This window comes from Pseudomonas sp. BE134 (assembly GCF_031456105.1).
Taxonomy (GTDB): Bacteria; Pseudomonadota; Gammaproteobacteria; order Pseudomonadales; family Pseudomonadaceae; genus Aquipseudomonas.
On record NZ_JAVDUA010000001.1, the window covers coordinates 392,987 to 416,379 of the forward strand.

The 23,393-nt window shown below is 59.7% G+C and carries 23 protein-coding genes; 13 read left to right on the forward strand and 10 right to left on the reverse strand.

Annotated elements, in window-relative coordinates; genetic code table 11:
* Nucleotides 1–46: 46 nt before the first annotated feature.
* From J2Y56_RS01705 to J2Y56_RS28395, 11 genes are all read left to right on the forward strand, one after another.
* Complete coding sequence (locus J2Y56_RS01705) at nt 47–3,820, forward strand: nitrate reductase subunit alpha (RefSeq protein WP_310348223.1); 3,774 nt, start codon at nt 47–49, stop codon at nt 3,818–3,820.
* A 1-nt stretch (nt 3,821) separates the two neighbouring features.
* Nucleotides 3,822–5,360, forward strand: a complete 1,539-nt coding sequence (gene narH / locus J2Y56_RS01710) for a nitrate reductase subunit beta (RefSeq protein ID WP_310348225.1) — start codon at nt 3,822–3,824, stop codon at nt 5,358–5,360.
* A 2-nt stretch (nt 5,361–5,362) separates the two neighbouring features.
* Complete coding sequence (gene narJ, locus J2Y56_RS01715; protein WP_310348226.1) at nt 5,363–6,118, forward strand: nitrate reductase molybdenum cofactor assembly chaperone; 756 nt, start codon at nt 5,363–5,365, stop codon at nt 6,116–6,118.
* On the forward strand, nt 6,111–6,791 hold the full coding sequence (narI, locus tag J2Y56_RS01720) for a respiratory nitrate reductase subunit gamma (protein ID WP_310348227.1): 681 nt from the start codon (nt 6,111–6,113) through the stop codon (nt 6,789–6,791). The genes narJ and narI overlap by 8 nt, the downstream gene beginning before the upstream one ends.
* Before the next feature lie 10 nt (nt 6,792–6,801).
* Complete coding sequence (locus J2Y56_RS01725; protein ID WP_310348229.1) at nt 6,802–7,761, forward strand: peptidylprolyl isomerase; 960 nt, start codon at nt 6,802–6,804, stop codon at nt 7,759–7,761.
* 25 nt (nt 7,762–7,786) lie between these two features.
* Nucleotides 7,787–8,779, forward strand: coding sequence for a GTP 3',8-cyclase MoaA (gene moaA, locus J2Y56_RS01730; protein WP_405046831.1), 993 nt, complete (start codon nt 7,787–7,789; stop codon nt 8,777–8,779).
* 250 nt (nt 8,780–9,029) lie between these two features.
* Nucleotides 9,030–11,045, forward strand: coding sequence for a ribonucleoside triphosphate reductase (locus J2Y56_RS01735; RefSeq protein ID WP_310348230.1), 2,016 nt, complete (start codon nt 9,030–9,032; stop codon nt 11,043–11,045).
* Nucleotides 11,046–11,077: 32 nt separating this feature from the next.
* Entirely contained in the window at nt 11,078–11,245 is a 168-nt protein-coding gene (gene nrdD / locus J2Y56_RS01740; protein ID WP_017338867.1) for an anaerobic ribonucleoside-triphosphate reductase, read from the forward strand.
* Nucleotides 11,242–11,937, forward strand: a complete 696-nt coding sequence (locus J2Y56_RS01745; protein ID WP_310348234.1) for an anaerobic ribonucleoside-triphosphate reductase activating protein — start codon at nt 11,242–11,244, stop codon at nt 11,935–11,937. The genes nrdD and J2Y56_RS01745 overlap by 4 nt, the downstream gene beginning before the upstream one ends.
* 93 nt (nt 11,938–12,030) lie before the next feature.
* Complete coding sequence (locus tag J2Y56_RS28390) at nt 12,031–12,795, forward strand: MCP four helix bundle domain-containing protein (protein WP_405046832.1); 765 nt, start codon at nt 12,031–12,033, stop codon at nt 12,793–12,795.
* A 150-nt stretch (nt 12,796–12,945) separates the two neighbouring features.
* Nucleotides 12,946–13,650, forward strand: coding sequence for a methyl-accepting chemotaxis protein (locus tag J2Y56_RS28395; protein WP_405046837.1), 705 nt, complete (start codon nt 12,946–12,948; stop codon nt 13,648–13,650).
* A 33-nt stretch (nt 13,651–13,683) separates the two neighbouring features.
* On the opposite strand, the gene J2Y56_RS01755 is transcribed toward J2Y56_RS28395, so the two are convergent.
* The 5 genes from J2Y56_RS01755 to J2Y56_RS01775 all read right to left on the reverse strand — a co-directional run bounded on the left by J2Y56_RS01755 (nt 13,684) and on the right by J2Y56_RS01775 (nt 17,235).
* Nucleotides 13,684–15,072 carry a 4Fe-4S binding protein gene (locus tag J2Y56_RS01755; protein WP_310348235.1) on the reverse strand — a complete coding sequence of 463 codons (1,389 nt, stop codon included), beginning with the start codon at nt 15,070–15,072 and terminating at the stop codon, nt 13,684–13,686.
* Complete coding sequence (locus J2Y56_RS01760) at nt 15,060–15,914, reverse strand: FTR1 family protein (protein ID WP_046027244.1); 855 nt, start codon at nt 15,912–15,914, stop codon at nt 15,060–15,062. Before J2Y56_RS01760 ends, J2Y56_RS01755 begins: the two co-directional genes overlap by 13 nt.
* Nucleotides 15,915–15,936: 22 nt before the next feature.
* On the reverse strand, nt 15,937–16,269 hold the full coding sequence (locus J2Y56_RS01765) for a cupredoxin domain-containing protein (RefSeq protein WP_150636922.1): 333 nt from the start codon (nt 16,267–16,269) through the stop codon (nt 15,937–15,939).
* Nucleotides 16,270–16,800: an iron transporter gene (locus J2Y56_RS01770; RefSeq protein WP_046027246.1), complete on the reverse strand. Its 531-nt coding sequence runs from the start codon at nt 16,798–16,800 to the stop codon at nt 16,270–16,272.
* Between the two features lie 87 nt (nt 16,801–16,887).
* Nucleotides 16,888–17,235, reverse strand: coding sequence for a hypothetical protein (locus tag J2Y56_RS01775; RefSeq protein WP_046027247.1), 348 nt, complete (start codon nt 17,233–17,235; stop codon nt 16,888–16,890).
* A gap of 151 nt (nt 17,236–17,386) precedes the next feature.
* On the opposite strand from J2Y56_RS01775, the gene J2Y56_RS01780 reads away from it, so the two are divergent.
* Nucleotides 17,387–17,626: a DUF3079 domain-containing protein gene (locus J2Y56_RS01780; RefSeq protein ID WP_046027248.1), complete on the forward strand. Its 240-nt coding sequence runs from the start codon at nt 17,387–17,389 to the stop codon at nt 17,624–17,626.
* Here the strand turns inward: J2Y56_RS01780 and J2Y56_RS01785 are convergent.
* On the reverse strand, nt 17,614–17,772 hold the full coding sequence (locus tag J2Y56_RS01785; protein WP_185752248.1) for a hypothetical protein: 159 nt from the start codon (nt 17,770–17,772) through the stop codon (nt 17,614–17,616). The genes J2Y56_RS01780 and J2Y56_RS01785 overlap by 13 nt on opposite strands.
* 50 nt (nt 17,773–17,822) lie before the next feature.
* On the opposite strand from J2Y56_RS01785, the gene J2Y56_RS01790 reads away from it, so the two are divergent.
* A complete protein-coding gene (locus J2Y56_RS01790; protein WP_261398072.1) occupies nt 17,823–18,257 on the forward strand; it encodes a CHAD domain-containing protein in 435 nt (144 codons plus the stop codon).
* Here J2Y56_RS01790 and J2Y56_RS01795 read toward each other — a convergent pair.
* From J2Y56_RS01795 to J2Y56_RS01810, 4 genes are read right to left on the reverse strand one after another with little or no spacing between them, the layout of a single operon-like run.
* Nucleotides 18,189–20,210 (reverse strand): VWA domain-containing protein, encoded by a 2,022-nt coding sequence (locus J2Y56_RS01795; RefSeq protein ID WP_310348238.1) that lies wholly within the window; start codon nt 20,208–20,210, stop codon nt 18,189–18,191. The two genes, J2Y56_RS01790 and J2Y56_RS01795, sit on opposite strands and share 69 nt — an antisense overlap.
* Nucleotides 20,211–21,026: a CbbQ/NirQ/NorQ/GpvN family protein gene (locus J2Y56_RS01800; protein WP_080942983.1), complete on the reverse strand. Its 816-nt coding sequence runs from the start codon at nt 21,024–21,026 to the stop codon at nt 20,211–20,213.
* Nucleotides 21,026–22,396 carry a cbb3-type cytochrome c oxidase subunit I gene (locus J2Y56_RS01805; RefSeq protein WP_046027852.1) on the reverse strand — a complete coding sequence of 457 codons (1,371 nt, stop codon included), beginning with the start codon at nt 22,394–22,396 and terminating at the stop codon, nt 21,026–21,028. The genes J2Y56_RS01800 and J2Y56_RS01805 overlap by 1 nt, the downstream gene beginning before the upstream one ends.
* A gap of 15 nt (nt 22,397–22,411) precedes the next feature.
* On the reverse strand, nt 22,412–23,272 hold the full coding sequence (locus J2Y56_RS01810) for a cytochrome c (protein WP_310348248.1): 861 nt from the start codon (nt 23,270–23,272) through the stop codon (nt 22,412–22,414).
* Nucleotides 23,273–23,393: the final 121 nt, after the last annotated feature.

The window sequence follows — 23,393 nt, forward strand, 5'->3', positions numbered from 1 at the left end:
GTGGGCGGGGCGCAGAACCCCGCAGCAAGCCTGAGAGGACTACAACGTGAGTCATTTACTGGATCAATTGCGGTTTTTCAATCGCAAGCAAAACGAATTTTCCGACGGTCACGGAGAGACCCGCAAAGAATCTCGCGACTGGGAGAACGTCTACCGTTCGCGGTGGCAGTACGACAAGATTGTGCGCTCCACCCACGGGGTGAACTGCACCGGCTCGTGCTCCTGGAAAATCTACGTCAAGAACGGCCTGATCACCTGGGAAACCCAGCAGACCGACTACCCGCGTACCCGTAACGATCTGCCCAACCATGAACCCCGGGGCTGCCCGCGTGGCGCCAGTTACAGCTGGTACATCTACAGTGCCAACCGGCTCAAGTACCCGAAAATCCGCAAGCCGTTGCTCAAGCTCTGGCGTGATGCGCGCCAGACCATGGCACCGGTGGAAGCCTGGGCCAGCATCGTCGAGAACAAAGCCAAGGCCGACTCCTATAAAAGCAAACGCGGCATGGGCGGCTTCATTCGCTCCAACTGGGAGGAAGTCAACGAGATCATCGCGGCGGCCAACGTCTACACCATCAAGCAGTACGGCCCGGACCGGATCGTCGGCTTCTCGCCGATTCCGGCCATGTCGATGGTCAGCTACGCGGCCGGTGCGCGTTACCTGTCGCTGATCGGTGGAGCCTGCCTGAGTTTCTATGACTGGTACTGCGACTTGCCACCGGCCTCGCCGATGGTCTGGGGCGAGCAGACCGACGTGCCGGAATCGGCCGACTGGTATAACTCCAACTACATCATTGCCTGGGGCTCGAACGTCCCGCAGACCCGCACCCCGGACGCGCACTTCTTCACCGAAGTCCGCTACAAGGGCACCAAGACCGTTGCGATCACCCCGGATTATTCGGAAGTCGCCAAGCTCACCGACCTGTGGCTGAACCCTAAGCAAGGCACTGACGCAGCGCTGGCGCAGGCGTTCAACCATGTAATCTTCAAAGAATTCCACCTGGACAAACCGAGCGCTTATTTCACTGACTACGCCAAGCGCTTCACTGATTTACCGGTGCTGGTGCTGCTCAAGCAAATGGTCGACAAGGCGCCGGGCGCCGGTTACCAGCCGGATCGCTTCTTGCGCGCCAGCGACCTGACCGACAACCTCGGCCAGGAAAACAACCCGGAATGGAAAACCATCGCCCTGGATGTCAGCGGCGAACTGGTGTCCCCTCAAGGTTCCATCGGTTACCGCTGGGGCGAGAAGGGCAAGTGGAACATCCTGCCTCGTGAAGGTGGCGACGGTCGTGAAATTGATCTGAAGTTGAGCCTGATCGGCGATGACGTTGCTGAAGTGGCATTCCCGTATTTTGCCGGCGAGTCCCACGAGCACTTCCAGCACGTGGCGGGCGACGCCGTGCAATACCGTCGTGTGCCGGTGCATAGCCTTGTGCTGGCGGACGGCAGCGTGGCCAAAGTCGCCACCGTGTTCGACCTGTCGGCCGCCAACCTGGCGATTGACCGTGGATTGGGTGGCGCCAACGTCGCCAAGGACTACAACGACGCCTCGGTGCCCGGCACCCCGGCCTGGCAGGAGCAGATCACCGGCGTCAGCCGCGAGAAAGCCATCCAGATTGCCCGTGAGTTCGCCGATAACGCCGACAAGACCAAGGGGCGCTCGATGATCATCGTCGGTGCGGCGATGAACCACTGGTACCACATGGACATGAATTACCGTGGCCTGATCAACATGCTCATGCTCTGCGGGTGTGTCGGTCAGACCGGTGGTGGTTGGGCGCACTACGTCGGCCAGGAAAAACTCCGTCCGCAATGTGGCTGGCTGCCACTGGCGTTCGGCCTGGACTGGAACCGTCCGCCGCGTCAAATGAACGGTACGAGCTTCTTCTACGCCCACAGCTCGCAATGGCGTCACGAGAAAATGAGCATGCACGACGTGCTCTCGCCGCTGGCCGATAAATCGCAATTCCCCGAGCACGCCCTGGACTACAACATCCGCGCCGAACGCGCCGGCTGGTTGCCCAGCGCTCCGCAACTCAACACCAACCCGCTGCATATCTGCCGCGATGCGGCGGCGGCCGGCCTGGAGCCCAAAGATTACGTGGTCAAGTCGCTGCAGGACGGCTCGCTGCGCTTTGCCTGTGAGCAACCGGACAGCCCGGTGAACTTCCCGCGCAACATGTTTATCTGGCGTTCAAACTTGCTGGGCTCCTCGGGCAAGGGCCACGAGTACATGCTCAAGTACCTGCTCGGTACCAAGAACGGCGTGATGAACGAAGACATTGGCCAGGTCGGCGATTGCAAACCCGAAGAAGCCGAATGGGTAGACGAGGGCGCCATTGGCAAGCTCGATCTGGTCACCACGCTGGACTTCCGTATGTCCTCGACCTGCGTCTATTCCGACATCGTCTTGCCGACCGCGACCTGGTACGAAAAAGACGACATGAACACCTCGGACATGCACCCGTTCATTCACCCCTTGTCTGCCGCCATCGATCCGGCGTGGGAATCGCGTTCCGACTGGGAGATCTACAAAGGCATCGCCAAGGCATTCTCCAGCATGTCCGAAGGGCACTTGGGGGTTGAAAAGGATCTGGTGACCATTCCGCTGATGCACGACAGCGTCGGCGAACTGGCCCAGCCGTTTGGCGGCACCGACTGGAAAAGCGAAGGCGTGGCGCCGGTGCCCGGTAAAAACGCACCGAATCTGCACGTGGTCGAGCGTGATTACCCGAACATCTATAAACAGTTCTCCTCCCTTGGGCCGCTGCTGGAAAAACATGGCAATGGCGGCAAGGGCATCAACTGGAACACCGAAGACGAGGTGAAATTCCTCGGCGAGCTGAACCATCACGAACGGGACGCCGGGATCAGTCATGGTCGGCCGAAAATCGACACGGCAATTGATGCCGCTGAAGTGATTCTGTCCCTGGCACCGGAAACCAACGGGCAGGTCGCTGTAAAGGCCTGGGCCGCGCTGTCGGAATTCACCGGCATCGACCACAGCCACCTGGCGCTGTCGAAGGCCCACGAGGCGATTCGTTTCCGCGACATCCAGGCACAGCCGCGCAAGATTATTTCCAGCCCGACCTGGTCGGGACTTGAGGACGATCACGTCAGCTACAACGCCGGTTACACCAACGTTCACGAAGCCATCCCATGGCGCACCATCACCGGTCGCCAGCAGTTCTATCAGGATCACCCGTGGATGCAGGCCTTTGGCGAGCAGCTGATGAGTTATCGCCCGCCCGTCAACACCCGCACCATTGCAGGGGTGAAAGGCAAGCGCAGCAACGGCGAAATCGAAATCGTCCTGAACTGGATCACCCCGCACCAGAAATGGGGCATTCACAGCACCTACAGCGACAACCTGCTGATGCTGACCCTGAGCCGTGGCGGCCCGATTGTCTGGCTCTCGGAGAACGATGCGAAACGCGCCGGCATTGAAGACAACGACTGGATCGAGTGCTTCAACGTCAACGGTGCGCTGACGGCGCGGGCGGTGGTCAGTCAACGGGTCAAGGACGGCATGGTGATGATGTACCACGCCCAGGAACGGATCGTGAACGTGCCAGGTTCGGAAACCACCAAGACCCGTGGCGGCCACCACAACTCGGTGACCCGTGTCGTGCTCAAGCCAACCCACATGATCGGTGGCTACGCCCAGCAGGCTTACGGTTTCAACTATTACGGCACCGTCGGTTGCAACCGCGATGAGTTTGTCGTGGTGCGCAAAATGTCCAAAGTCGACTGGCTCGATGGTTCGTCCGGCGATGACTTGCCGCGTCCTTTGCCGACCGATATCGAGGAGAACTGAGATGAAGATTCGCTCACAAATCGGCATGGTGCTGAACCTGGACAAATGCATCGGGTGCCACACCTGCTCGATCACCTGCAAAAACGTCTGGACCAGCCGCGAAGGCATGGAATACGCCTGGTTCAACAACGTCGAATCGAAACCCGGCATCGGCTACCCGAAAGAATGGGAAAACCAGGACAAGTGGAAGGGCGGCTGGATCCGCAACGCCAACGGCACGATAAACCCGCGAATCGGCGGTAAATTCCGCGTGTTGGCGAACATTTTCGCCAACCCGGATCTGCCGAGCCTCGACGATTACTACGAACCGTTCGACTTCGATTATCAACACTTGCACACCGCACCGCTGGGCGAGCATCAGCCCACTGCGCGCCCGCGTTCGCTGATCTCCGGCAAGCGCATGGAAAAAATCGAGTGGGGTCCGAACTGGGAGGAAATCCTCGGCACCGAATTCGCCAAACGTCGCAAGGACAAGAATTTCGACAAGATCCAGGCGGACATTTACGGCGAGTACGAAAACACCTTCATGATGTATCTGCCGCGCTTGTGCGAGCACTGCCTCAACCCGACGTGCGCGGCGTCGTGCCCGAGCGGGGCGATCTACAAACGTGAGGAAGACGGCATCGTCCTGATTGACCAGGAGAAGTGCCGTGGCTGGCGCATGTGCATCAGCGGGTGCCCGTACAAGAAGATCTATTTCAACTGGAAGAGCGGCAAGTCCGAGAAGTGCATCTTCTGCTACCCGCGTATCGAAGCCGGGATGCCGACCGTTTGCGCCGAAACCTGCGTCGGTCGAATCCGTTACCTCGGTGTACTGCTGTATGACGCCGATCGCATCAGCGAGGTGGCCAGCACCGCCAATGAGCAGGATCTGTACGAGAAACAACTGGAGATCTTCCTCGATCCCAATGACCCGGCCGTGATTCGTCAGGCCCTGGAAGATGGTGTGCCGCAGTCGGTCATCGATTCTGCCCAGCGTTCGCCGGTCTACAAAATGGCGGTGGACTGGAAACTGGCACTGCCGCTGCACCCGGAATACCGCACCTTGCCGATGGTCTGGTACGTACCGCCACTGTCGCCGATTCAAAACGCGGCCACGGCCGGCACCGTCGGCATGAACGGCGTGATCCCGGACGTCGACAGCCTGCGTATTCCACTCAAGTACCTGGCCAACCTGCTGACGGCGGGCGATGAAAAACCGGTCAAACGTGCGCTCAAACGCTTGCTGGCGATGCGCGCCTACAAACGTTCCGAGCAAGTCGACGGTGTTCAGGACCTGCAAGTACTGAAGGATGTCGGCTTGAGTGTGGACCAGGTCGAGGAGATGTATCGCTACCTGGCAATCGCCAACTACGAGGACCGCTTTGTGGTACCGAGCGCCCACCGTGAAGACGCCATGAGCGACGCCTTTGCCGAGCGCTCCGGTTGCGGCTTCAGTTTCGGCAGTGGCTGCAGTGGCAGTTCCGACACGAACATGTTCGGCGCCAAAAAGGCCAATCGCCGCGACGTCCTCAAAACCGTGCAGTTGTGGGAGGAATGAGCATGCAAATTCTTAAAGTGATTTCGCTGCTGCTCGATTACCCGACCCAAACGTTGATTATCGGTCGCGACGAACTGGAGCAAGCAATCATCCAGTCACGGGAAATCAGCCCCAAGCAACGCGGCGCATTGTTCGAGTTGCTGGAGCTGATCTGCGCCAATGACCTGATGGACGGGCAGGAGCACTACGGCGCGCTGTTCGGCCGGGGGCGCTCGCTGTCGCTGCTGTTGTTCGAACACGTGCACGGCGAATCCCGCGACCGTGGCCAGGCCATGGTCGACATGATGGCGCAATACGAAGAAGCCGGTTTTGCCATCGGCGTCAAAGAGCTGCCCGATTACATCCCGCTGTACCTGGAGTTTCTGTCCACCCGCGAAGACATCGAGGCCCGCGAGGGCCTGGCCGATGTTTCGCACTTGCTGGCCTTGCTCGCGGCACGCCTGGAGGAGCGTGAAAGCGCCTATGCCAGTTGCTTCCGGGCATTGCTGCAAATTGCAGGCGCCGAGCCTCATCAAGCGGTGGCCGACCTGCGTGCGCAGGTCGCGGCCGAACCACGTGACGATTCCCTCGAAGCCCTCGACAAGATCTGGGAAGAAGAGGCCGTGGACTTTCTCCAGGCCGAACAGCAGGACCGTTGCAGCGGATTGCCAAGCGCACCGGGCAAGGCCCGGGAAGAAAGCGCGGTGCCGTTGCACTGGGTGGATTTTCAGCATGAAGGGCCGGCCGCCGCGCCAGTCCAGGAGGTGGGCAATGTCTAAGTGGGATCTGTTGTTGTTCGGGATTTATCCCTATGTGGCCCTGGCGATTTGCCTGATTGGCAGTTGGGCACGTTTCGATCTGTCGCAGTACACCTGGAAGGCTGGCTCCAGCCAGATGCTCAACCAGCGCGGCATGCGCGTGGCGAGCAATTTCTTTCACATTGGTGTGTTGTTCGTGCTGGCCGGGCACTTCGTCGGACTACTGACCCCTGCGTCGGTTTACCACCACGTGATCAGCACTCAGAACAAGCAATTGCTGGCGATGGTCTCCGGCGGCTTCTTCGGCCTGTTGTGCCTGATCGGCCTGCTGATGCTGATTAAACGGCGCCTGACCGACCCTCGGGTACGTGCCACCTCCAGTACTTCGGACATCCTGATTCTGCTGGTGCTGCTGGCGCAGTTGCTGCTGGGGCTGCTGACCATCGTCGCGTCCACGGCGCACATGGATGGTTCGGTGATGGTGATGCTCGCCGATTGGGCGCAGAACACCGTGCTGTTGCGGCCGGTGGAAGCGGCGGCGTCCATCGCCCCTGTCGGGCTGACCTACAAGTTGCACGTGTTTCTCGGTTTGACGCTGTTCGTACTGTTTCCCTTCACCCGTCTCGTACACGTGATCAGTGCACCGGTCTGGTATCTGGGGCGTCGTTATCAAATCGTTCGTCAGAAGTTCTGAGGAGACAATCATGTCAAGTGGATGTGGATGTGGCGGCGGTAACGGGGGCAGCGGTGGCTGTGGTTCGTCAAAAACAGCTGTGGATGTCCTCGACATCGCTCCGGCCGCGGCGGTGCAGTTTGAAGCACTGGCGATTGAGCCCGCGACGACCGATGACGCGCCGCTGCAGTTGATTGCCAGCAGCGAACAGGAGTGGCCGATCATCAGCGTCAACGAGGTGACGATCACCCAGGAAGCGATGGCCCAGGAGCTGCAATATCACCCGGCCGAAAGCCGCGAGGAGGCAGTCTACCTGGCCGCCAGGGCTCTGGTTATTCGCGAGTTGTTGCAGCAGCGCATTGCCGAACTTGGCGTGTCGCTGGAGATCGGCGCCGGTGAGAACGAAGAAGAAGCGGCCACTCGCTTGTTGCTCGAACGTGAAGTGCAAGTGCCGCAATGCGACGAGGAAACCAGCCTTCGCTACTACGAAAACAATCGCGGGCGCTTTCACAGCGCACCGTTGCTGGCGGTGCGACATATCCTGCTTGAGTGTGCGCCAGACGACGTCGAGGCTCGTGCTTTGGCGCATGTTCAGGCCGAAATGCTCCTGCAGCGACTGGATGAGTTCCCCGGCAGTTTCGCCGAGCTGGCCGTGAAATATTCGGCCTGCCCGTCGAAGGCCCAAGGTGGTTCTCTGGGGCAGATCAGCAAAGGCCAGACCGTGCCTGAACTGGAGCGTCAACTGTTCACGCTGGCGCCGGGGCTGGCCAGCAAACCGCTGGAAAGTCGTTACGGTTGGCATGTGGTCAGCGTCGATCAGCGGATCGAAGGCATGGCGTTGCCTTATGAAGTGGTGTCAACGGCGATTCGCACGCAGTTGCAGCAGGGTGTCTGGCAAAAAGCCCTGGTGCAGTACCTGCAAACCCTGATTGGCGCGGCGGATATTCGCGGTATCCACTTGCAGGGCGCCGATTCACCGCTGGTGCAGTAAGCATCGAGGCAAACCGGGAGATGTGATGAACGCTGTAATGACAGATGGCTTTGGACGGCAGATCGATTATCTGCGGATGTCGGTGACGGACCGCTGTGATTTTCGCTGTGTGTACTGCATGGCGAAAAACATGACCTTCCTGCCGCGTCAGCAGGTCCTCACGCTGGAGGAGTTACAGCGCCTGGCGACGCTGTTCGTCGGCTTGGGCGTACGCAAAATCCGCCTGACCGGTGGCGAGCCGCTGATCCGGCCCGGCATTGTCGACTTGTGCCGCAACATCGCCGCGCTGCCCGGTTTGCGTGAACTGGTGATGACCAGCAACGGCTCGCAACTGGGCCGTTTGGCCCGGCCGTTGGTGGAGGCGGGGGTCAAGCGGATGAACATCAGCCTCGATAGCCTGGACGAGCAGAAGTTTCGTGCGATCACTCGCAACGGCGACCTCGATCAGGTGTTGGGCGGCATTGAAGCGGCGCGAGGCGCGGGGTTCGAGCGAATCAAACTCAACTGCGTGGTGATGAAGGGACGCAACTTTGATGAAGTCCCGGCGCTGGTGCAGTACGCCATCGATCAACACATCGATATCAGTTTCATCGAAGAAATGCCCTTGGGCGACGTCGGTCGTTCAAGGGGCGAATCGTTTTGCTCCAGCGATGAAGTGCGGACGCTGATTGCCAGTCGGCATCGGTTGCTCGACAGCACGGAAAACAGTGGCGGGCCGGCGCGCTATGTGCGCCTGGAGCGCCATCCTGACACCCGGATTGGTTTCATTTCACCCAACAGCCATAACTTCTGTGGCAGCTGCAACCGAGTGCGGATGACCGTTGAAGGGAAGCTGTTGCTCTGCCTGGGCCAGGAGGACGCGCTGGATTTGCGCGGTTTGTTGCGGCGCTATCCACTGGATGATCAGCCGCTGATCGACGCGGTGCAGAAGGCTCTGCGCGGCAAGCCATTGCGCCATGATTTCAGTCCCGAGGGGGCGGTGCAGATAGTGCGGTTCATGAACATGAGCGGCGGTTGAGCCGCTCTCCAAAACTGTGCAAGTCCATGTGGGAGCGAGCCTGCTCGCGATAGCGGTAGAACAGTCGACTTCAATGTTGAATGTGCTGCAGTCATCGCGAGCAGGCTCGCTCCCACATTTTTTCCTGCCTGATTTTTTCGCCGTAAAATCTTGACGGTGATCAATTGCAGAACCACGCATTGCCCGTAGTCTCCACTGCATGTTGTGTTTTGCTGCTTATAAACATCTATATGTAGTGCCTGGAGGCCGAATGCATAGCTCGCTGATCTCAACAGGATGTAACCGCTTGCACAAGCGCGACGGCAGTCTGGTTGCCTTCGATGCCGACAAGATCCGTCAGGCGTTGATCGCCGCCGGCAAGGCAACGGGGGAATACTCCGAGGTTGAAGTCCAAAGCCTGCTCGACGCCGTACTCGCCCGATTGGAGGGGCAGTCAAGGCTGCATGTCGAGCAGATCCAGGATCGTGTTGAAAGGGTGTTGATGGACGCCGGTTTTTTCTTCGCCATGCGCGCCTATATCGTCTATCGCGAACAGCACGGGCGGTTGCGTCGTGACCGCCGGACGCTGGTTGAAGTGGCGACCTCGATGAACGAATACCTGGACCGCGAAGACTGGCGGGTCCAGGCCAATGCCAATCAGGGGTATTCCCTGGGTGGGTTGGTGCTGAACGTGTCGGGTAAGGTGACCGCCAACTACTGGCTGGACGAGGTGTACAGCGAGGCTATCGGCCACGCACACCGCGAGGCGGATCTGCATGTTCACGACCTCGACATGCTGGCCGGTTACTGCGCAGGCTGGTCGCTGCGCACGTTGTTGCACGAGGGTCTCAACGGTGTGCCGGGGCGTGTCGAAGCCGGACCGCCAAAGCATTTGAGCAGTGCCTTGGGGCAGATGGTGAATTTCCTGGGCACCCTGCAAAACGAATGGGCCGGCGCCCAGGCGTTCAGCTCGTTCGATACCTATCTGGCGCCCTATGTGCGCAAGGACCAGCTGAGTTTTCACGAGGTACGCCAGGCGATCCAGGAGTTTATCTACAACCTCAACGTACCCTCGCGCTGGGGCACCCAGACCCCGTTTACCAACCTGACATTCGATTGGGTGTGCCCGCAGGATTTACGCGAGCAAATACCCATCATCGGCGGTGAGGAAATGCCGTTTGCCTACGGCGATCTGCAAGTCGAAATGGACCTGCTCAACCGCGCCTACATTGAAGTGATGCAGGCAGGTGATGCGAAAGGGCGGGTGTTCACCTTTCCGATCCCGACCTACAACATCACCCACGACTTTCCATGGGACAGTGAAAACGCCGACCGCCTGTTCGAGATGACTGCGCGTTACGGCCTGCCGTATTTCCAGAACTTCCTCAATTCGGACCTGCAACCCAATCAGGTGCGCTCGATGTGCTGCCGTTTGCAGCTGGATGTCCGCGAGTTGCTCAAGCGCGGTGGCGGCTTGTTCGGCTCGGCGGAGCAGACTGGATCGCTCGGCGTCGTGACCATCAACTGCGCGCGGCTCGGCTATGTGTTCAAGGGTGATACCAGCGGTTTACTGCAGCGTCTGGACACGCTGATGGAACTGGCGATGGAAAGCCTGGAGGTCAAGCGCAAGGTGATTCAGCACCACATGGATGCCGGTTTGTACCCGTACACCAAGCGTTACCTGGGCACCTTGCGCAACCATTTTTCCACCATAGGCCTCAACGGCCTGCATGAAATGCTGCGCAATTTCACCGGCGACGAGGAGGGCATGCACACCGAGCACGGCAGGCAGTTTGCCCTGAAGATGCTCGATCATGTGCGTGCCACGTTACTGCGTTTCCAGGAAGAAACCGGTCACATGTACAACCTGGAAGCGACGCCGGCCGAGGGCACGACCTACCGCTTCGCCAAGGAAGACCTCAAGCGCTACCCCGACATTCTCCAGGCTGGCAGCGTGCAAGCGCCGTATTACACCAACTCCTCGCAACTGCCCGTGGGCTACACCGAAGACCCCTTCGAGGCCCTGGAACTTCAAGACGAGCTGCAATGCAAATACACCGGCGGCACCGTCTTGCATTTGTACATGGCCGAGCGGATTTCCTCGACCCAGGCCTGCAAGCAACTGGTGCGCAAAGCCCTGGGGCGTTTCCGCCTGCCATACCTGACAGTGACCCCGACATTCTCCATCTGCCCGGTGCACGGCTACCTCGATGGCGAACATGAGTTCTGCCCGAAATGCGACGAGGTCCTGCTACTGCAAGAACAGAAGCTCGGCACCGTTCATTGATTTCGATCCACTCAACTGCAAGGAGCTTCACCATGACTGCATCGCAAACATTGCCCCAGGCTCAACGTCAACGCTGCGAAGTCTGGACCCGGGTGATGGGCTATCACCGCCCTGTGTCGGCGTTCAACCCGGGTAAACAGTCGGAGCACCGCGAGCGGGTGCACTTCACTGAAAGCGCGGCGCTGGCCGGGCGCCAATGAGTCGAGCGCTTCGGGTCGGGGGCATGGTGCCCCTGACCACTATCGACTATCCGGGACAGCTCGCCTGCGTGTTGTTTTGCCAGGGTTGCGCCTGGCGTTGTCGTTACTGCCATAACCCGCAGTTGATCCCGCCTCGTGGCACAGACGAAGTGGATTGGCGGCGGGTGTTGGCGTTTCTGCAACGGCGTCAGGACCTGCTCGATGCGGTGGTGTTCAGTGGCGGCGAGCCGACCTTGCAGGACGGTTTGCTCGGCGCCATGGATGAAGTGCGGGCGATGGGATTTCGCATTGGTTTGCACAGCGCCGGCATCAAGCCCGCAGCGTTCGCCAAGGCACTGGCCGGGGCCGATTGGGTTGGTTTCGATGTCAAGGCGTTGCCCGAGGATTGCCAGGCGATCACCCGGGTCGAGGGCAGCGGAACGGCCAACTGGCGCAGCCTTGAGCATCTGCTGGCCAGCGGTGTCGACTACGAATGTCGCACCACGGTGCATTGGCATCTGTTCGAGCCGGCGCGTCTGCTGATCCTCGCCAAGCGCTTGAGCGAACTCGGCGTCAAACGCTTCGCCGTGCAGTTGGTTCGCACCGAGCGGATGTTCGATCCGCTGCTGCCGAGTGTTTCGGCACAAGCCTTGCTACCAGAGCTGTGGGAGGCCATGCGCGAGTTGTTTCCAGCCTTCGTGTTACGGGGGTAACAGAGGCTGAGGTTTAACGTTTAGCGGTGAGATCCACCATTAGGTTTTCAAATGCGCTGCCAATCGGCAGGTATCAAACGGGGAGCATTTGATATGGCCAAATTAACGACAGCACAACGTATCGTCATCGGCTTTGCCATCGCGCCGCTGGCATTGATGGGCATGGCGTTTTACGCGTTGCACGATCTGGCAACGCTCAAGGATCAGGCAGTGGTCATCGTCAAGCAGGACTGGCCGAAGATCGATCCGATCATGGTCATCGCCACCGGCGTGCGTGATAACGCCAGGAACACCCGGGATTTGCTGATCGATAAAGACAATCAGCAAGTGCAGCAATCGATCGACACCACCAAGAAACGGATCACTCAGGCACTCGAAACGCTCGAGCCGTTGTTCTATTTGCCCGAGGGCAAAACCGCTTATGCCGCGCTGAAGAAGCATCGCGAAGCCTACGTGGCGGCGTTCACTCAAGTGCAGGTGTTGATCCGGCAAGGTGCCTTCGATGACGCCATGGCACAGCTGAAACAAAAGGTCGTGCCGGCCGAGCGCGAGGTTTATGGCAGCCTGGATCAGTTGATGGCGCTGCAAGGCAAAATATTCGCCGACCGGGAACAGTCTGCGCAGGAACTGTACAGCGATGCCCGACGCAATATGCTCGGGTTGTTTTTGTTCTGTGTGGCGCTGGTTATTGCTGCTGCGGTGATCGTCACGCGCAGTGTGACCCGTCCATTGGGCGGCGAGCCGGATGATGCCGCACAGTTTTTGAGTCAAATCGCTCAAGGTGATTTGACGATTCAGGTGCCCGTGAACTCAAGTGTTGGCGGCAGCGTGATGATGAACATGCATCAGATGCAGTAAAGTCTGAATGCCATGGTCAGGCACATCGCGACATCGGTGGACCAGGTGGCCAGCTCCTCCGAAGAACTGAGTGCGGTCAGCAGCCAAACCAGCAGTAACCTGCAATTGCAGGGGCTGGAGATCGAGCAGGCGGCCACCGCAGTGAACCAGATGACCGCGGCGGTCGATGAAGTGGCGCGCAATGCGGTAAGCACCTCCGAGGCCTCGCGGCAGTCCGAGCAAACCGCGCAACGCGGGCGTGAGCAGGTTCAGGAAACCGTGGTTTCAATCGGCCCACTGGCCGATGGCGTCACCGACACCTCACAGCGCATCGAGCAACTGGCGGGCCGGGTGCAGGACATCAGCAAGGTGCTGGACGTGATTCGCAGCATCGCCGAGCAGACCAATTTGCTGGCCCTCAACGCCGCCATTGAAGCGGCCCGTGCCGGTGATGCCGGACGGGGTTTTGCCGTGGTCGCCGATGAAGTGCGCGCCCTGGCGCATCGCACTCAAGAGTCCACCCAGGAGATCGAGCAGATGATCGGCAACATTCGCCTCGATACCGGCCATGCGGTGACTGCCATGCAAAGCAGCAGCAACCTGGTTCGGGCCACCCTTGAAGTGGCGAAACGGTCGGGGGATGCACTGGATGAAATCACCCGGTCAATCTCACAGATCAACGAGCGCAACATGATGATTGCCAGTGCTACGGAAGAGCAGGTATTGGTGGCGCGGGAGGTGGATCGTAATCTGATGGGGATTCGCAACTTGTCCGAGCAGGTCTTGCTGGGGGCCCAGCATACTCACACGGCGGGTCACGATTTGGCGCAGATGGCCGGGGCGCTGCACCAGACGGTGGCGCGTTTTAAGGTCTAGGTAATTCGGGCTGGTGGTTGTGGATGAGGGCGCTCAGGACCAGCCCCAGAACTGCAACCACCAGCCGAACCCTACCAAGCCGATGGCGAGTAACAGGCAAGTGCTGCCAGCGCAGCGACGAGCCTGGGACAGGCCTTCGCGGTTAAGCCGTTTCCATCCCAGCAACAAGCTCCAGCCCATCGCGGCCAGTAACAGGCAGGCCCTGGCCGGTTGTACCCATTCCAGCAGCAGACCTTCGTAGCGCAGCAATTTCACCGTCGTGGCCGACAGCCCAAGAAACAATCCCGCACCACCCAAGGGCGTCAGTGTCAGCGCCAGGGGCCAATACAGTGCAGGATCTTGCGCCAGTTGCGCCAGTCGCGCCGTCAGGCGCAGAAGGATCATCAACGCCGTGCCCAACACCATCGAACTCAAACTCAAGTAAGCGACGATGCTGAAACCGTCGAGCCAGCTGAAGCTGTCGTTGAGCTGTGGGTAATGGGTGAGCAGCCACCAGGGCGCGTTGTCTTGCAGCGCCCAGAGTTGGTCGTGCTCGACCAGCCATTCGGCGAGGGTTTGTTTGAGGACGACGAACCATGGGCTGACTGTCCACTGAAAGGCGCCCATCGCCAAGCCGATCACACCGAACAGCAATAGACGCGCGTCCCACGGTGAAAGCGTTTGCGCCGTTGCGTGAAGAATCTCCTGATTGCCGGAGCGGGCGATCAGTTGAACGGCACCGCGTTGGCCGCTGCAGCGTCCGCAGGCATGACAGTCACTTGCGCCTTGCATGCGACGAATATCGAGCAAGGGGGCGCAGTTGGGCGGCGGCAGGCGTGGTGCGGAGTTTTCCATCCAGCGTTGTTCGTCTACCTGAAAATGCACGGGCGCCAGACGGGCGAGCAGGGCGAAGACGCCGCTGACCGGGCACAGGTAACGGCACCAGACCCGCTTGCCCCGGGCGAACAGCAACCCGACGACGACTGCCGCGACCGTCGACCCGCCCAGAATCAACAGCGCCGCTTGAGCGTAGTCATAGACGCTGATCAATTGGCCGTAGAGGGTCGTCAGGCAGAACGCCAGGGTTGGCCAGCCGCCCCAGCGCAACCAGCGCGGTACACCCAAACCTTTGCCGTAATGGCTGGCCCATTCGCTGAGTGAGCCTTCCGGGCACAAAACGCCACACCAGAGTCGGCCGAATAGCACAATCGACAGCAGCACGAACGGCCACCAAATGCCCCAGAACAAAAACTGCGCGAACAGGGTCAGGTTGTCGAGTAGCCGTGCCTGGCTGTCCGGCAGCGGCAACACCGCCGGGATCACCAACAGCAACGCGTAGAACAGTACAACGGCCCACTGCACGGCACGAATGACGGGCGCGTGACGACGCATGCCGTCGCCCAGGCGTTGCAACCATCGATTGTGGCGACTCAGCTCAGGCATGGGGCTTTTTCCGCAGTACGTTGACGCAGCCAACCGCCGACGGCCAGCCAATAACCTGCCAGCACCAGTAACGTCATGCCGCTAGGTGTTGCTCGATAACCGGCGAAACCGGCTAGAAAACCACCCAACCCATGGCTGTCACTGAGCAAGGCACTGCTGTCCCAAAGCGCATCACCTACGAGGCTGTACATCACCTCCGGTAAATCCATGGCGAGTAATTGGCCGCCGATTCGCTCGGTGCCGCTGACCAGCAATGCCGCGCCGAGTACCAGCAAAACAGCTTCGCTGATGGCAAAGAATCGTTGCCACGAAATGAACCGGCGACTGCTGTGCAGCAGGGCAATGGTCAACGCCGACAGTACCAGTCCCATTGCGCCACCGATGGCAAACAAACCGAGCTGCGGACCTCGCAACTGAGCACCGGCGCCATAGAGAAACACCACTGTTTCACTGCCTTCACGGCTGACGGCGAGCATGGCCAGCAGTAACAGACCTGCGCCACCTTGCCGGGCCAGGTGGCTATCGGCGTGTCGTTGTAAGTCGTGCTTGAGCGTGCGTCCGTGGCGGTGCATCCAGCCGACCATTTGCACAATGAGCAGGCTGGCCACCAGCGCGAGCGCGGCCTGGAACCATTCACTGGCTGAGCCGCTCATGGCCTCACCGGCAAACAGAATCAACACCGCCAGCAGGCCCGAAAGCATCAAACCCAGCACCACACCCGCCCACAAATACTTGGCCAGACGAACGCCCTGACTCTGCTGACTGAGCCAGGCCTGGAGAATGCCGATCACCAGCAGCGCCTCGACGCTTTCGCGCCAGACAATGAACATTGATTGATTCATGAAAACTCCGTGTTTGAACGGGTTATTTCGCGAGGATGCCGCCCTCGGGCAGTTGCGGATTGAACTCGTCGAAGAAGGGGTAGTGACCGGGCCTGAGGGGGTGAATGACCACGAAGGTCGTCACACCCGGCGACAGTACTTTTTCAACCCGCAGTGGCGTGCTCTCGAACTCGGCTGGCCCTTGGCCGATATTTTTGAGGACGATTTTGAAGCGCTGTCCGGCTGGAACCTCCAACAGGGCGGGGGAGAAGTGGCCATCGCTCAGGCTCAGCTCGTAGCTGGGTAACTCGGCATGAACCGTCAATGGCACCACTGCTCCGGCCAGCATCAGCCAGGCTATGTGCAGGCGCTTCATTCAATAACCGCCTTTTTTACCAATGCCGGCGTAGATGAACTCATAGTGCAATTCGCAGCGTTCAAACCATGGGGCTACGCCGGTTTCCTTATCGGTATGGCGGCCAAGGGACCCATGACCGCCGGGTGGCAGGACGGTGAAGGTCAGCTGATATTTGCCTGGGCCGAGCAGTTTTACATTGTCGCCATAGTGCGGACCGTCATTGGCGACCATGGCGTGGAAATCGCCTTTGAGTTCGTTCTCGTTGCCCTGTTTTTTCAGGTTGAACGAGACATTGAGGTAAGGCACGAAACTGCCTTCCTGAAAGCCCTGTCGATTGTCCGCCGTGGCGCGAATGTCGGCTTCCAGATGCACATCGGAATCCGCGGTGGCGCGCATCATGCCGGCAGGCGCCATCTCGATCGGCTGCAAATACACCGCCCCGACTTCCAGCCCCGGACACAACTGGGGTTCCCCGATCGGGTATTCCTTGGCCTGAGCCAACGGTGTGAGCAAGAGCAGGGCAAGCGAAAGCGACAAGGGGGTACGCATAATTTCTTCCTGGGCATTGACGAGTAGGAGCCCGAGTCTAGGAAGCTTTGCTGCGAACAATAATGATTAGTATCAAGTTTCGAGCAATTAAACCGATGGCTCGTCACGTTGGCGAAATCGCTGGGCGCGCTCGACGCTGTAGATCATCTGTTCGGCTGCGTGAATGGTCAACGGATGCTGAGTAAAGCCGGGTCTGGGGGAAATGTAGGTGGCCATCTCCCGGGCAACGGCGAGCTGGTGTTCCGAGCCTTCGGCCAGCAGGGCGATGACCAGGTTCTCCAGGGCAATCACTCGGACACGCAGATGAACCAGTTCGGCGTTCGTCAAGGCTGGCGGAGCGGCAAAAACTTCGTCATCGAGAGATGTTGCGGCGTTTTGGTTGTCCCAGGTCGACAGGGTTGGATGGCCGCTTGGGAAAGGATTTTTATTGAGCATGAGAAACGTCTCCAAGTTTATTCAGCCGTTAGCTTAGCCCCGGGATTACGAAGGAGGTAGTCGCCGGATGTCGATTCTTGATGTGTATCAAGGCTAGCTTTGCGCAAGGGCTGTAGGTTGGAAGAACGCCTCTCAATGATCGGAGATCGGCATGGCCAAGAACTTCCCCGTCAACCCCAAGCACCCCGAACGGATCTGTTGGGGGTGCGACCGGTATTGTCCGGCGAAGTCCCTGGCCTGCGGCAATGGCTCCGACCGTACGATGCATCCGGCCGAGCTGTTCGGCGAGGATTGGCATCTGCCTGGTGACTGGGGCCTCGAGACGCTCATCACTACAGACAAGCCGACGGAGGACGTAGCGGACCCCTCGACTGGCAGTCAGAGCGAGTAGCTGGTTGCTTGTCCGGGGTGGTTGTCCTGCACGCCGGCGATGAGGTGCAGTGGCATCTGTTGCGTATCAATGGACGGGACTTCCAGACTGCCCACAATTTGCAGGTGTCGCTCCCTCAGTTCGGCCGACTCTTCTGCCTTTGCCATAGCCATACTCGCGTGGTTCGCTGCGATTTCATTGAGTGAAGATGGAATCGATGCGGATCATCGCAACAGGTTTCGCAGGAAAGCAGAACACGCCGCCGCATTCTCTGCAGATCGACCGCTTGAATACTGCCGTGGATGACACTGGATTTGATCGACACGAGTTGAGAATCCTGGTCAAGCGGACTCGCTACCTCACGGAGGCTTTTCCCGAAATTTCACCGCTTTCGCGCAAAGCGGCGAGTTCTCTGAAAGCACTTCAATCGGCTTTAGGTTCCTGGCATGACCATTATAAATGGTGCCAAAAGGTGCTGATCGAATCTGATCTGCGTTCGTTGGAAAAAAATTGGCAGAGCTGCGCAGCTACTGGTTTCCTGTTGCCAACATCATCAGGCAAAAAAAAGCCGTCTGAAGGGGGATCAAGCCATCACCAGCCTCTTGATCCATTCCAGCAGCGCGCTGGGCAACAGCTCCGGCCTGGGCAGTAAGACGTACTGCCGCAATCCGAACACTGCTGGTAGATAGTTCGCTGCCTGGCGGTCGATGGTCAAACAAAAAGGGTGCATGCCTTGTAGCTTGGCTTCGGTCACGGCTTGACGCATGTCTTCCACGCCATAGCGACCTTCGTACTGGTCAATATCGTTCGGCTTGCCGTCGGAAAGTAGCAACAGGAGCCGGTGTGTGGCCGCTTCGCGCATCAGCAATGTGCTCGCGTGACGAATGGCAGCGCCAGCCCGGGTATAACGTTCCGGTTCGAGTGCGGCAATGCGCCGGCCGACTTCACTGCTGTAGCACTCATCGAATGCTTTCAGGGTGCGTATCGTGACACTTTGTGGCCCCTCGCCGGAAAACGCCAGCACGCTGTAAGGCTCGCCCAGGCTCTCCAGCGCCAGACAGACCAGCAGCAACGCCTCGCGCTCGACATCAATGACCCGGCGATGGCAGGACAGCCAGCTGTCAGTGGAGCCGCTGACGTCGATCAGCAACATGATCGCCATGTCGCGCCGGCCCCGGCGCTGGGTCTGATACAGCGCCTGCGGCATGCTCAGGCCGGCGCGGGCCTCGGCGCAACCGTCGATATACGCCTCCAGATCGATATCGTCGCCCTCCCATTGTTTGCGCAGCCTGACCCGTTGGGCCCGCAGGCTTTCGAATTGCCGGCGGATGGCATCGAGCACCGGACGGTGAGTCTCGAGGGTTCGCTCGACCCACTGCTGTGGGCCTGCCAGGGCGGGACACAGTTGCAGGGTTGCACCCGGATCACGGTAGACCTGCCGGCGGTAATCCCACTCGGGGTAGCTGATTGCGTTGCTGGCAAGATCCTGTGCACCGTGCTGAGCACGGGTCTGTGGCAGATCGTCAGACAGCAGCACTTCTTTCGTGGGACCGGCCGTGACCACCAGTCGGGCTTCCTCGAGTTCGGCCAATGACTCGGCAAAATCAGCCGCCGGGGTGTCGGTATCCCGGTCGGCAGGACGCTGCATTCCCATGGGGTCTTCGGCCTTTTCCAGCGGTTCGGCGGGCTGCACCATCCACAGGCCTTGTTCCTGATCGTCGTCCTCGTCGGCACAGGCTGCACGCACATTTGGCTGGCGTTCAAGGCGTGCGCTGCGTGGCTGGGTGTCGGCGGTGTCGATTTCGCCAGGCAGCGTCGGGACCGCCCGTCGCGCCGACGGCTCGCGCAGATCGCCGGTCCAGGCATCGAGCAACAGCCAATTGGCACCGAGCTTGCGAGGTTCTTCGGCGGACATGAGGCGTGCCGCGAGGGTTGCTGAATGGCGCAGCGAGTCGGCCGTTTTGGCAGGTATCACCAGTCCCTCCAGAGGCTTGCCGCATTCACTGCTTAGCAGTAACCGAAGGAAGTTTTCCAGGGGCTGTCGCTGGCGGGGAAATGCGTGAAGAGGGGGGCGCATGGCAAATGCATGTTGACGCAACCCTTGGATCGATGCGGCCAGTCCCGGCAGCACTCGCACCAAATCGGTATCGGCAGCCCAGGCTTCGAGGAGCAGATAGACGCTGCGCTGCATCGGGTTGGCAAGGGTCGGCAGGGCGGCGGCGCTGCCTCTTTGCGCGCGCATCGCTTGTTGCAAGGCGAGGGTTCGATAACGTTCCCGCATGAGTGGAACATCATCGCTGCCCAGGTGCTCCGGCAGCCAGATAGACACACCATCGGTAGCCGGGATCGCGCTTTGCCGACAAGGTATTTCGCTACGCTGTAAAAGCCTTTTTAACAATGTGGGTGGCGAGGGTGGTTGCGCGACACGCAGCGAATAGTGGGTGTTGAACACCGCCTTGATCAGTAAGTCGAGGTGTTGTGCGACATCCCCTAGGGTGACGATTTTTGCAGGGGGCGAGGGTGCCTGGTGACGACGCCACAACGCATGTGCATACACCGTTGCGTGGCGTGCGACATCGGTGATGAGGTCCTCGGCTTCGGCCATCTAGATAAACGTCAGGTCGACGAGGTCGCGCATGGCCGCGACCAGTATCGCGTCATCGGACAGCGGCGAGATCAACGCGACCCGGCACGCGACGGGCGCAGCAATGCCGTGGGTGATCAGCCGCGCAGTGGCGATCAGCAGACGGGTACTAGGGACTTCCGCCAGGCCTCGGTCCTGCAAGGCACGTAGCCGCTGGGCGAGGGTGACTAAGGCGTGGGCGGTGGCGTAGTCGGTTCCACCCTCATGGATGATGATAGAGATTTCGCGCTCGGGCGGCGGGAAGTCAAAATCCAGCGCCACAAAGCGCTGTCGGGTACTCGGTTTCAAATCCTTGAGAATGCGTTGGTAGCCGGGGTTGTAGGAGACCACCAGTTGAAAATGTGGTGAGGCTTCGAGGATCTCGCCGATTTTGTCCAGCGGCAGAATGCGTCGGTGGTCGGTCAGCGGGTGCAGGACGACAATCGTGTCTTGCCGCGCTTCGACCACCTCGTCCAGGTAACAGATAGCGCCTTCGCGCACCGCTCGAGTCAGTGGGCCTTCCGTCCAATGGGTGCCCTGGTGACCGATCAAGAAACGCCCGACCAGGTCGCTGGCACTCAGATCGTCATGGCAGGAAATGGTGATCAACGGGCGTTTGAGGCGCCAGGCCATGTGTTCGACAAAACGGGTCTTGCCACACCCGGTGGGTCCTTTGAGCATGACGGCCAGTTGCTGCGCATGGCATTGCTCGAAAATCGCGACCTCGTCGCCGCTGGGCTGGTAATAGGGTTCAGCTTGCAGCGGTGCGGGTTCGGCGTGCATCAGCGAACGTTCCATCACAGCGCCGCGCCTGAGGCATGAGGTGTGGCCTGGACCGGATCGGCTTCATCGACATTGAAGTCCGGCGCATGGCGGAAAAACTCGAAGATGAACAGCCCCGCACCCAGGCTGAACATCGATGCTGTCGCCACCAGCATCAGGAAGTGCACCTGAATTTTCAGCTGCACGTCCAGGTAGCCCAGGCCGAGAATGCGCTCCAGGTACACCTGACCAATGCCCGCGGTGGCAAATGACAGGGTCATGCCGAACATGCCTCCCAACTGCAGCCAGAACGCCCAATAGCCGATACTGCTTTCCTCCACGGGACGACGGGTCAGGCCCGGCAGCGCATAGGTGATCATCGCCAGGACAATCATGGCGTAAGCACCATAGAAGGCTGCATGGCCATGCATGGCGGTAATCAGGGTGCCGTGGGTCCACTTGTTGACGTCGGGGAAGGTGTGAGCCAACCCCAGCAGGCCGGCACCGAACATGGTGAACACGGCACTGCCCAAGGTCCAGTGCAAGGCCAGTTTGTTCGGGTGAGACAGGCCCGAGCGGCGCATCGCGTTGTAGGCATAGATCGCCATGCCGATCAGCGCCAATGGCTCTAGCGCACTGAAGAAGCCGCCCAGTGGCAGCCAGTAATGGGGAACGCCGATCCAGTAATAATGGTGTGCGGTGCCCAGAATGCCGGCAATAAACACCAGGCCGACGATGACGTACAGCCACTTCTCCATCACCTCGCGGTCAGCGCCGGAGAGCCGGATCAGCAGATAGGCAAGAAAGCCGCCCTGGATCATCTCCCAGACACCTTCGACCCACAGGTGGATGGTCCACCACCGGTAATAGATCGACACCACGTAATTTTCATAATGCAGCAGCGCTGGCAGAAAGAGCACGGCGGCGCTGGCCAGGCCTAGCAGCAGAACGCCCTCGGTGGCGGTGAAACGCCCGGCTTTCTTGATCGTCATGCCGATGTTGTAGAGAAACATCAGCATGCAAATCACGATCACGATTTTGTGGGGCAGCGGCTGTTCGAGCAGCTTGTTCCCGGTGCCATAACCGAACAGGTAACCCAGAACGGCGGTGACGCCCATGGCCGTCCACAACCCGAGCTGGATGTAGGCCAGTTTGGTGCTGTGCAACTCGCCACGGGACTCGTCCGGCACCATCCAGTAGGTCGCCCCCATGAACCCGGTCAGCACCCAGACGATCAACAGATTGGTGTGAATGGACTTGGTGACATCGAATGGCAAGAGGTTCAGCAGCGGATCCGGCCCGAGGTATTTCGCCGCCGAGAGCAGGCCGAAAACTAATTGCAGGCCAAACAACACCATGGCAACGGCGAAATACCAGTAGGCGACGGATTGAGATCTGTAGCGCATGGTCATCCCCTGCGGTTACTGGAACGACGCCAGATAGGCGACCAGTTGATCGATCTGTTCGGGCGTTAGCGATTTGGCGAAGGTGTCCGGCATGAAGGACATACCGTTGGCGGAAAACATGTCGCCCGGATGCAGGTAGGCACTCGGCGTAACGATGGATTCGCGGATGAAACCTACGGCATCCTTGGCCTTGCCCTTATAGTCAGGCGAGGCGATGACCTGCTTGGCCCGATTGGCCAACCCGGCCAGCGATGGCCCTGCGAGGTTGACGCCCGGCGCAATCGAGTGACAAGCGCTGCACACCGGGGTGGCGGTTGTTCGAAACAACGCCTCGCCCAGGGCGATCGGGTCTTCCTTGCCGGACATTGGGCGGGCGGCGGGAGGGGGTTGGTCGCCACCGGTCGCATTCTGCTGTGCCACGGTGAGGTCCATGCCGGGGATCGACGCACCGGTCACCAGAATCGGGCGCGGCGGCCAGCCTTGATTGTCGACCTTGCTCACCCAGTCGAGGAAGGCGATCAAATCGGCGATTTCCTCATCGCCGAGTTTCAGGTTCGGCATCAGTCGGCGATGGCGTTTCTCGTCATAGAACTTTGAGGGATCTTTGAGGAACGCAGTGAGGTAAGGGGCGCCGCGCTGCTGGGTGATTTTCGTCAGGTCCGGGGCGTAATAAGCACCCTCGCCGAACAAGGTGTGGCAATTGATGCAATTGTATTGATGCCAGACATCCTTGCCGCGAGTGACCTGGGGCGTGATCTGTTGAGCGTTGGTCAGTGTGGGAAACTGCCGGTGACTATCAACAGTCATGCCCAGAAACACCACAGTGGCGATAGCCGTCGATATCAGCGCGAATGAGCGTGTCTGGCGTTTGTTCATTGCGAACTCCCTATACGCCGATGCCGGTCCAATAGGTGATGCCGATCACTCCGGCATAGACGACCGCGCTGGCCATCAGCACGAGCACTGCATAGCTGACAAGCTTCAAGACTTTTTGCAC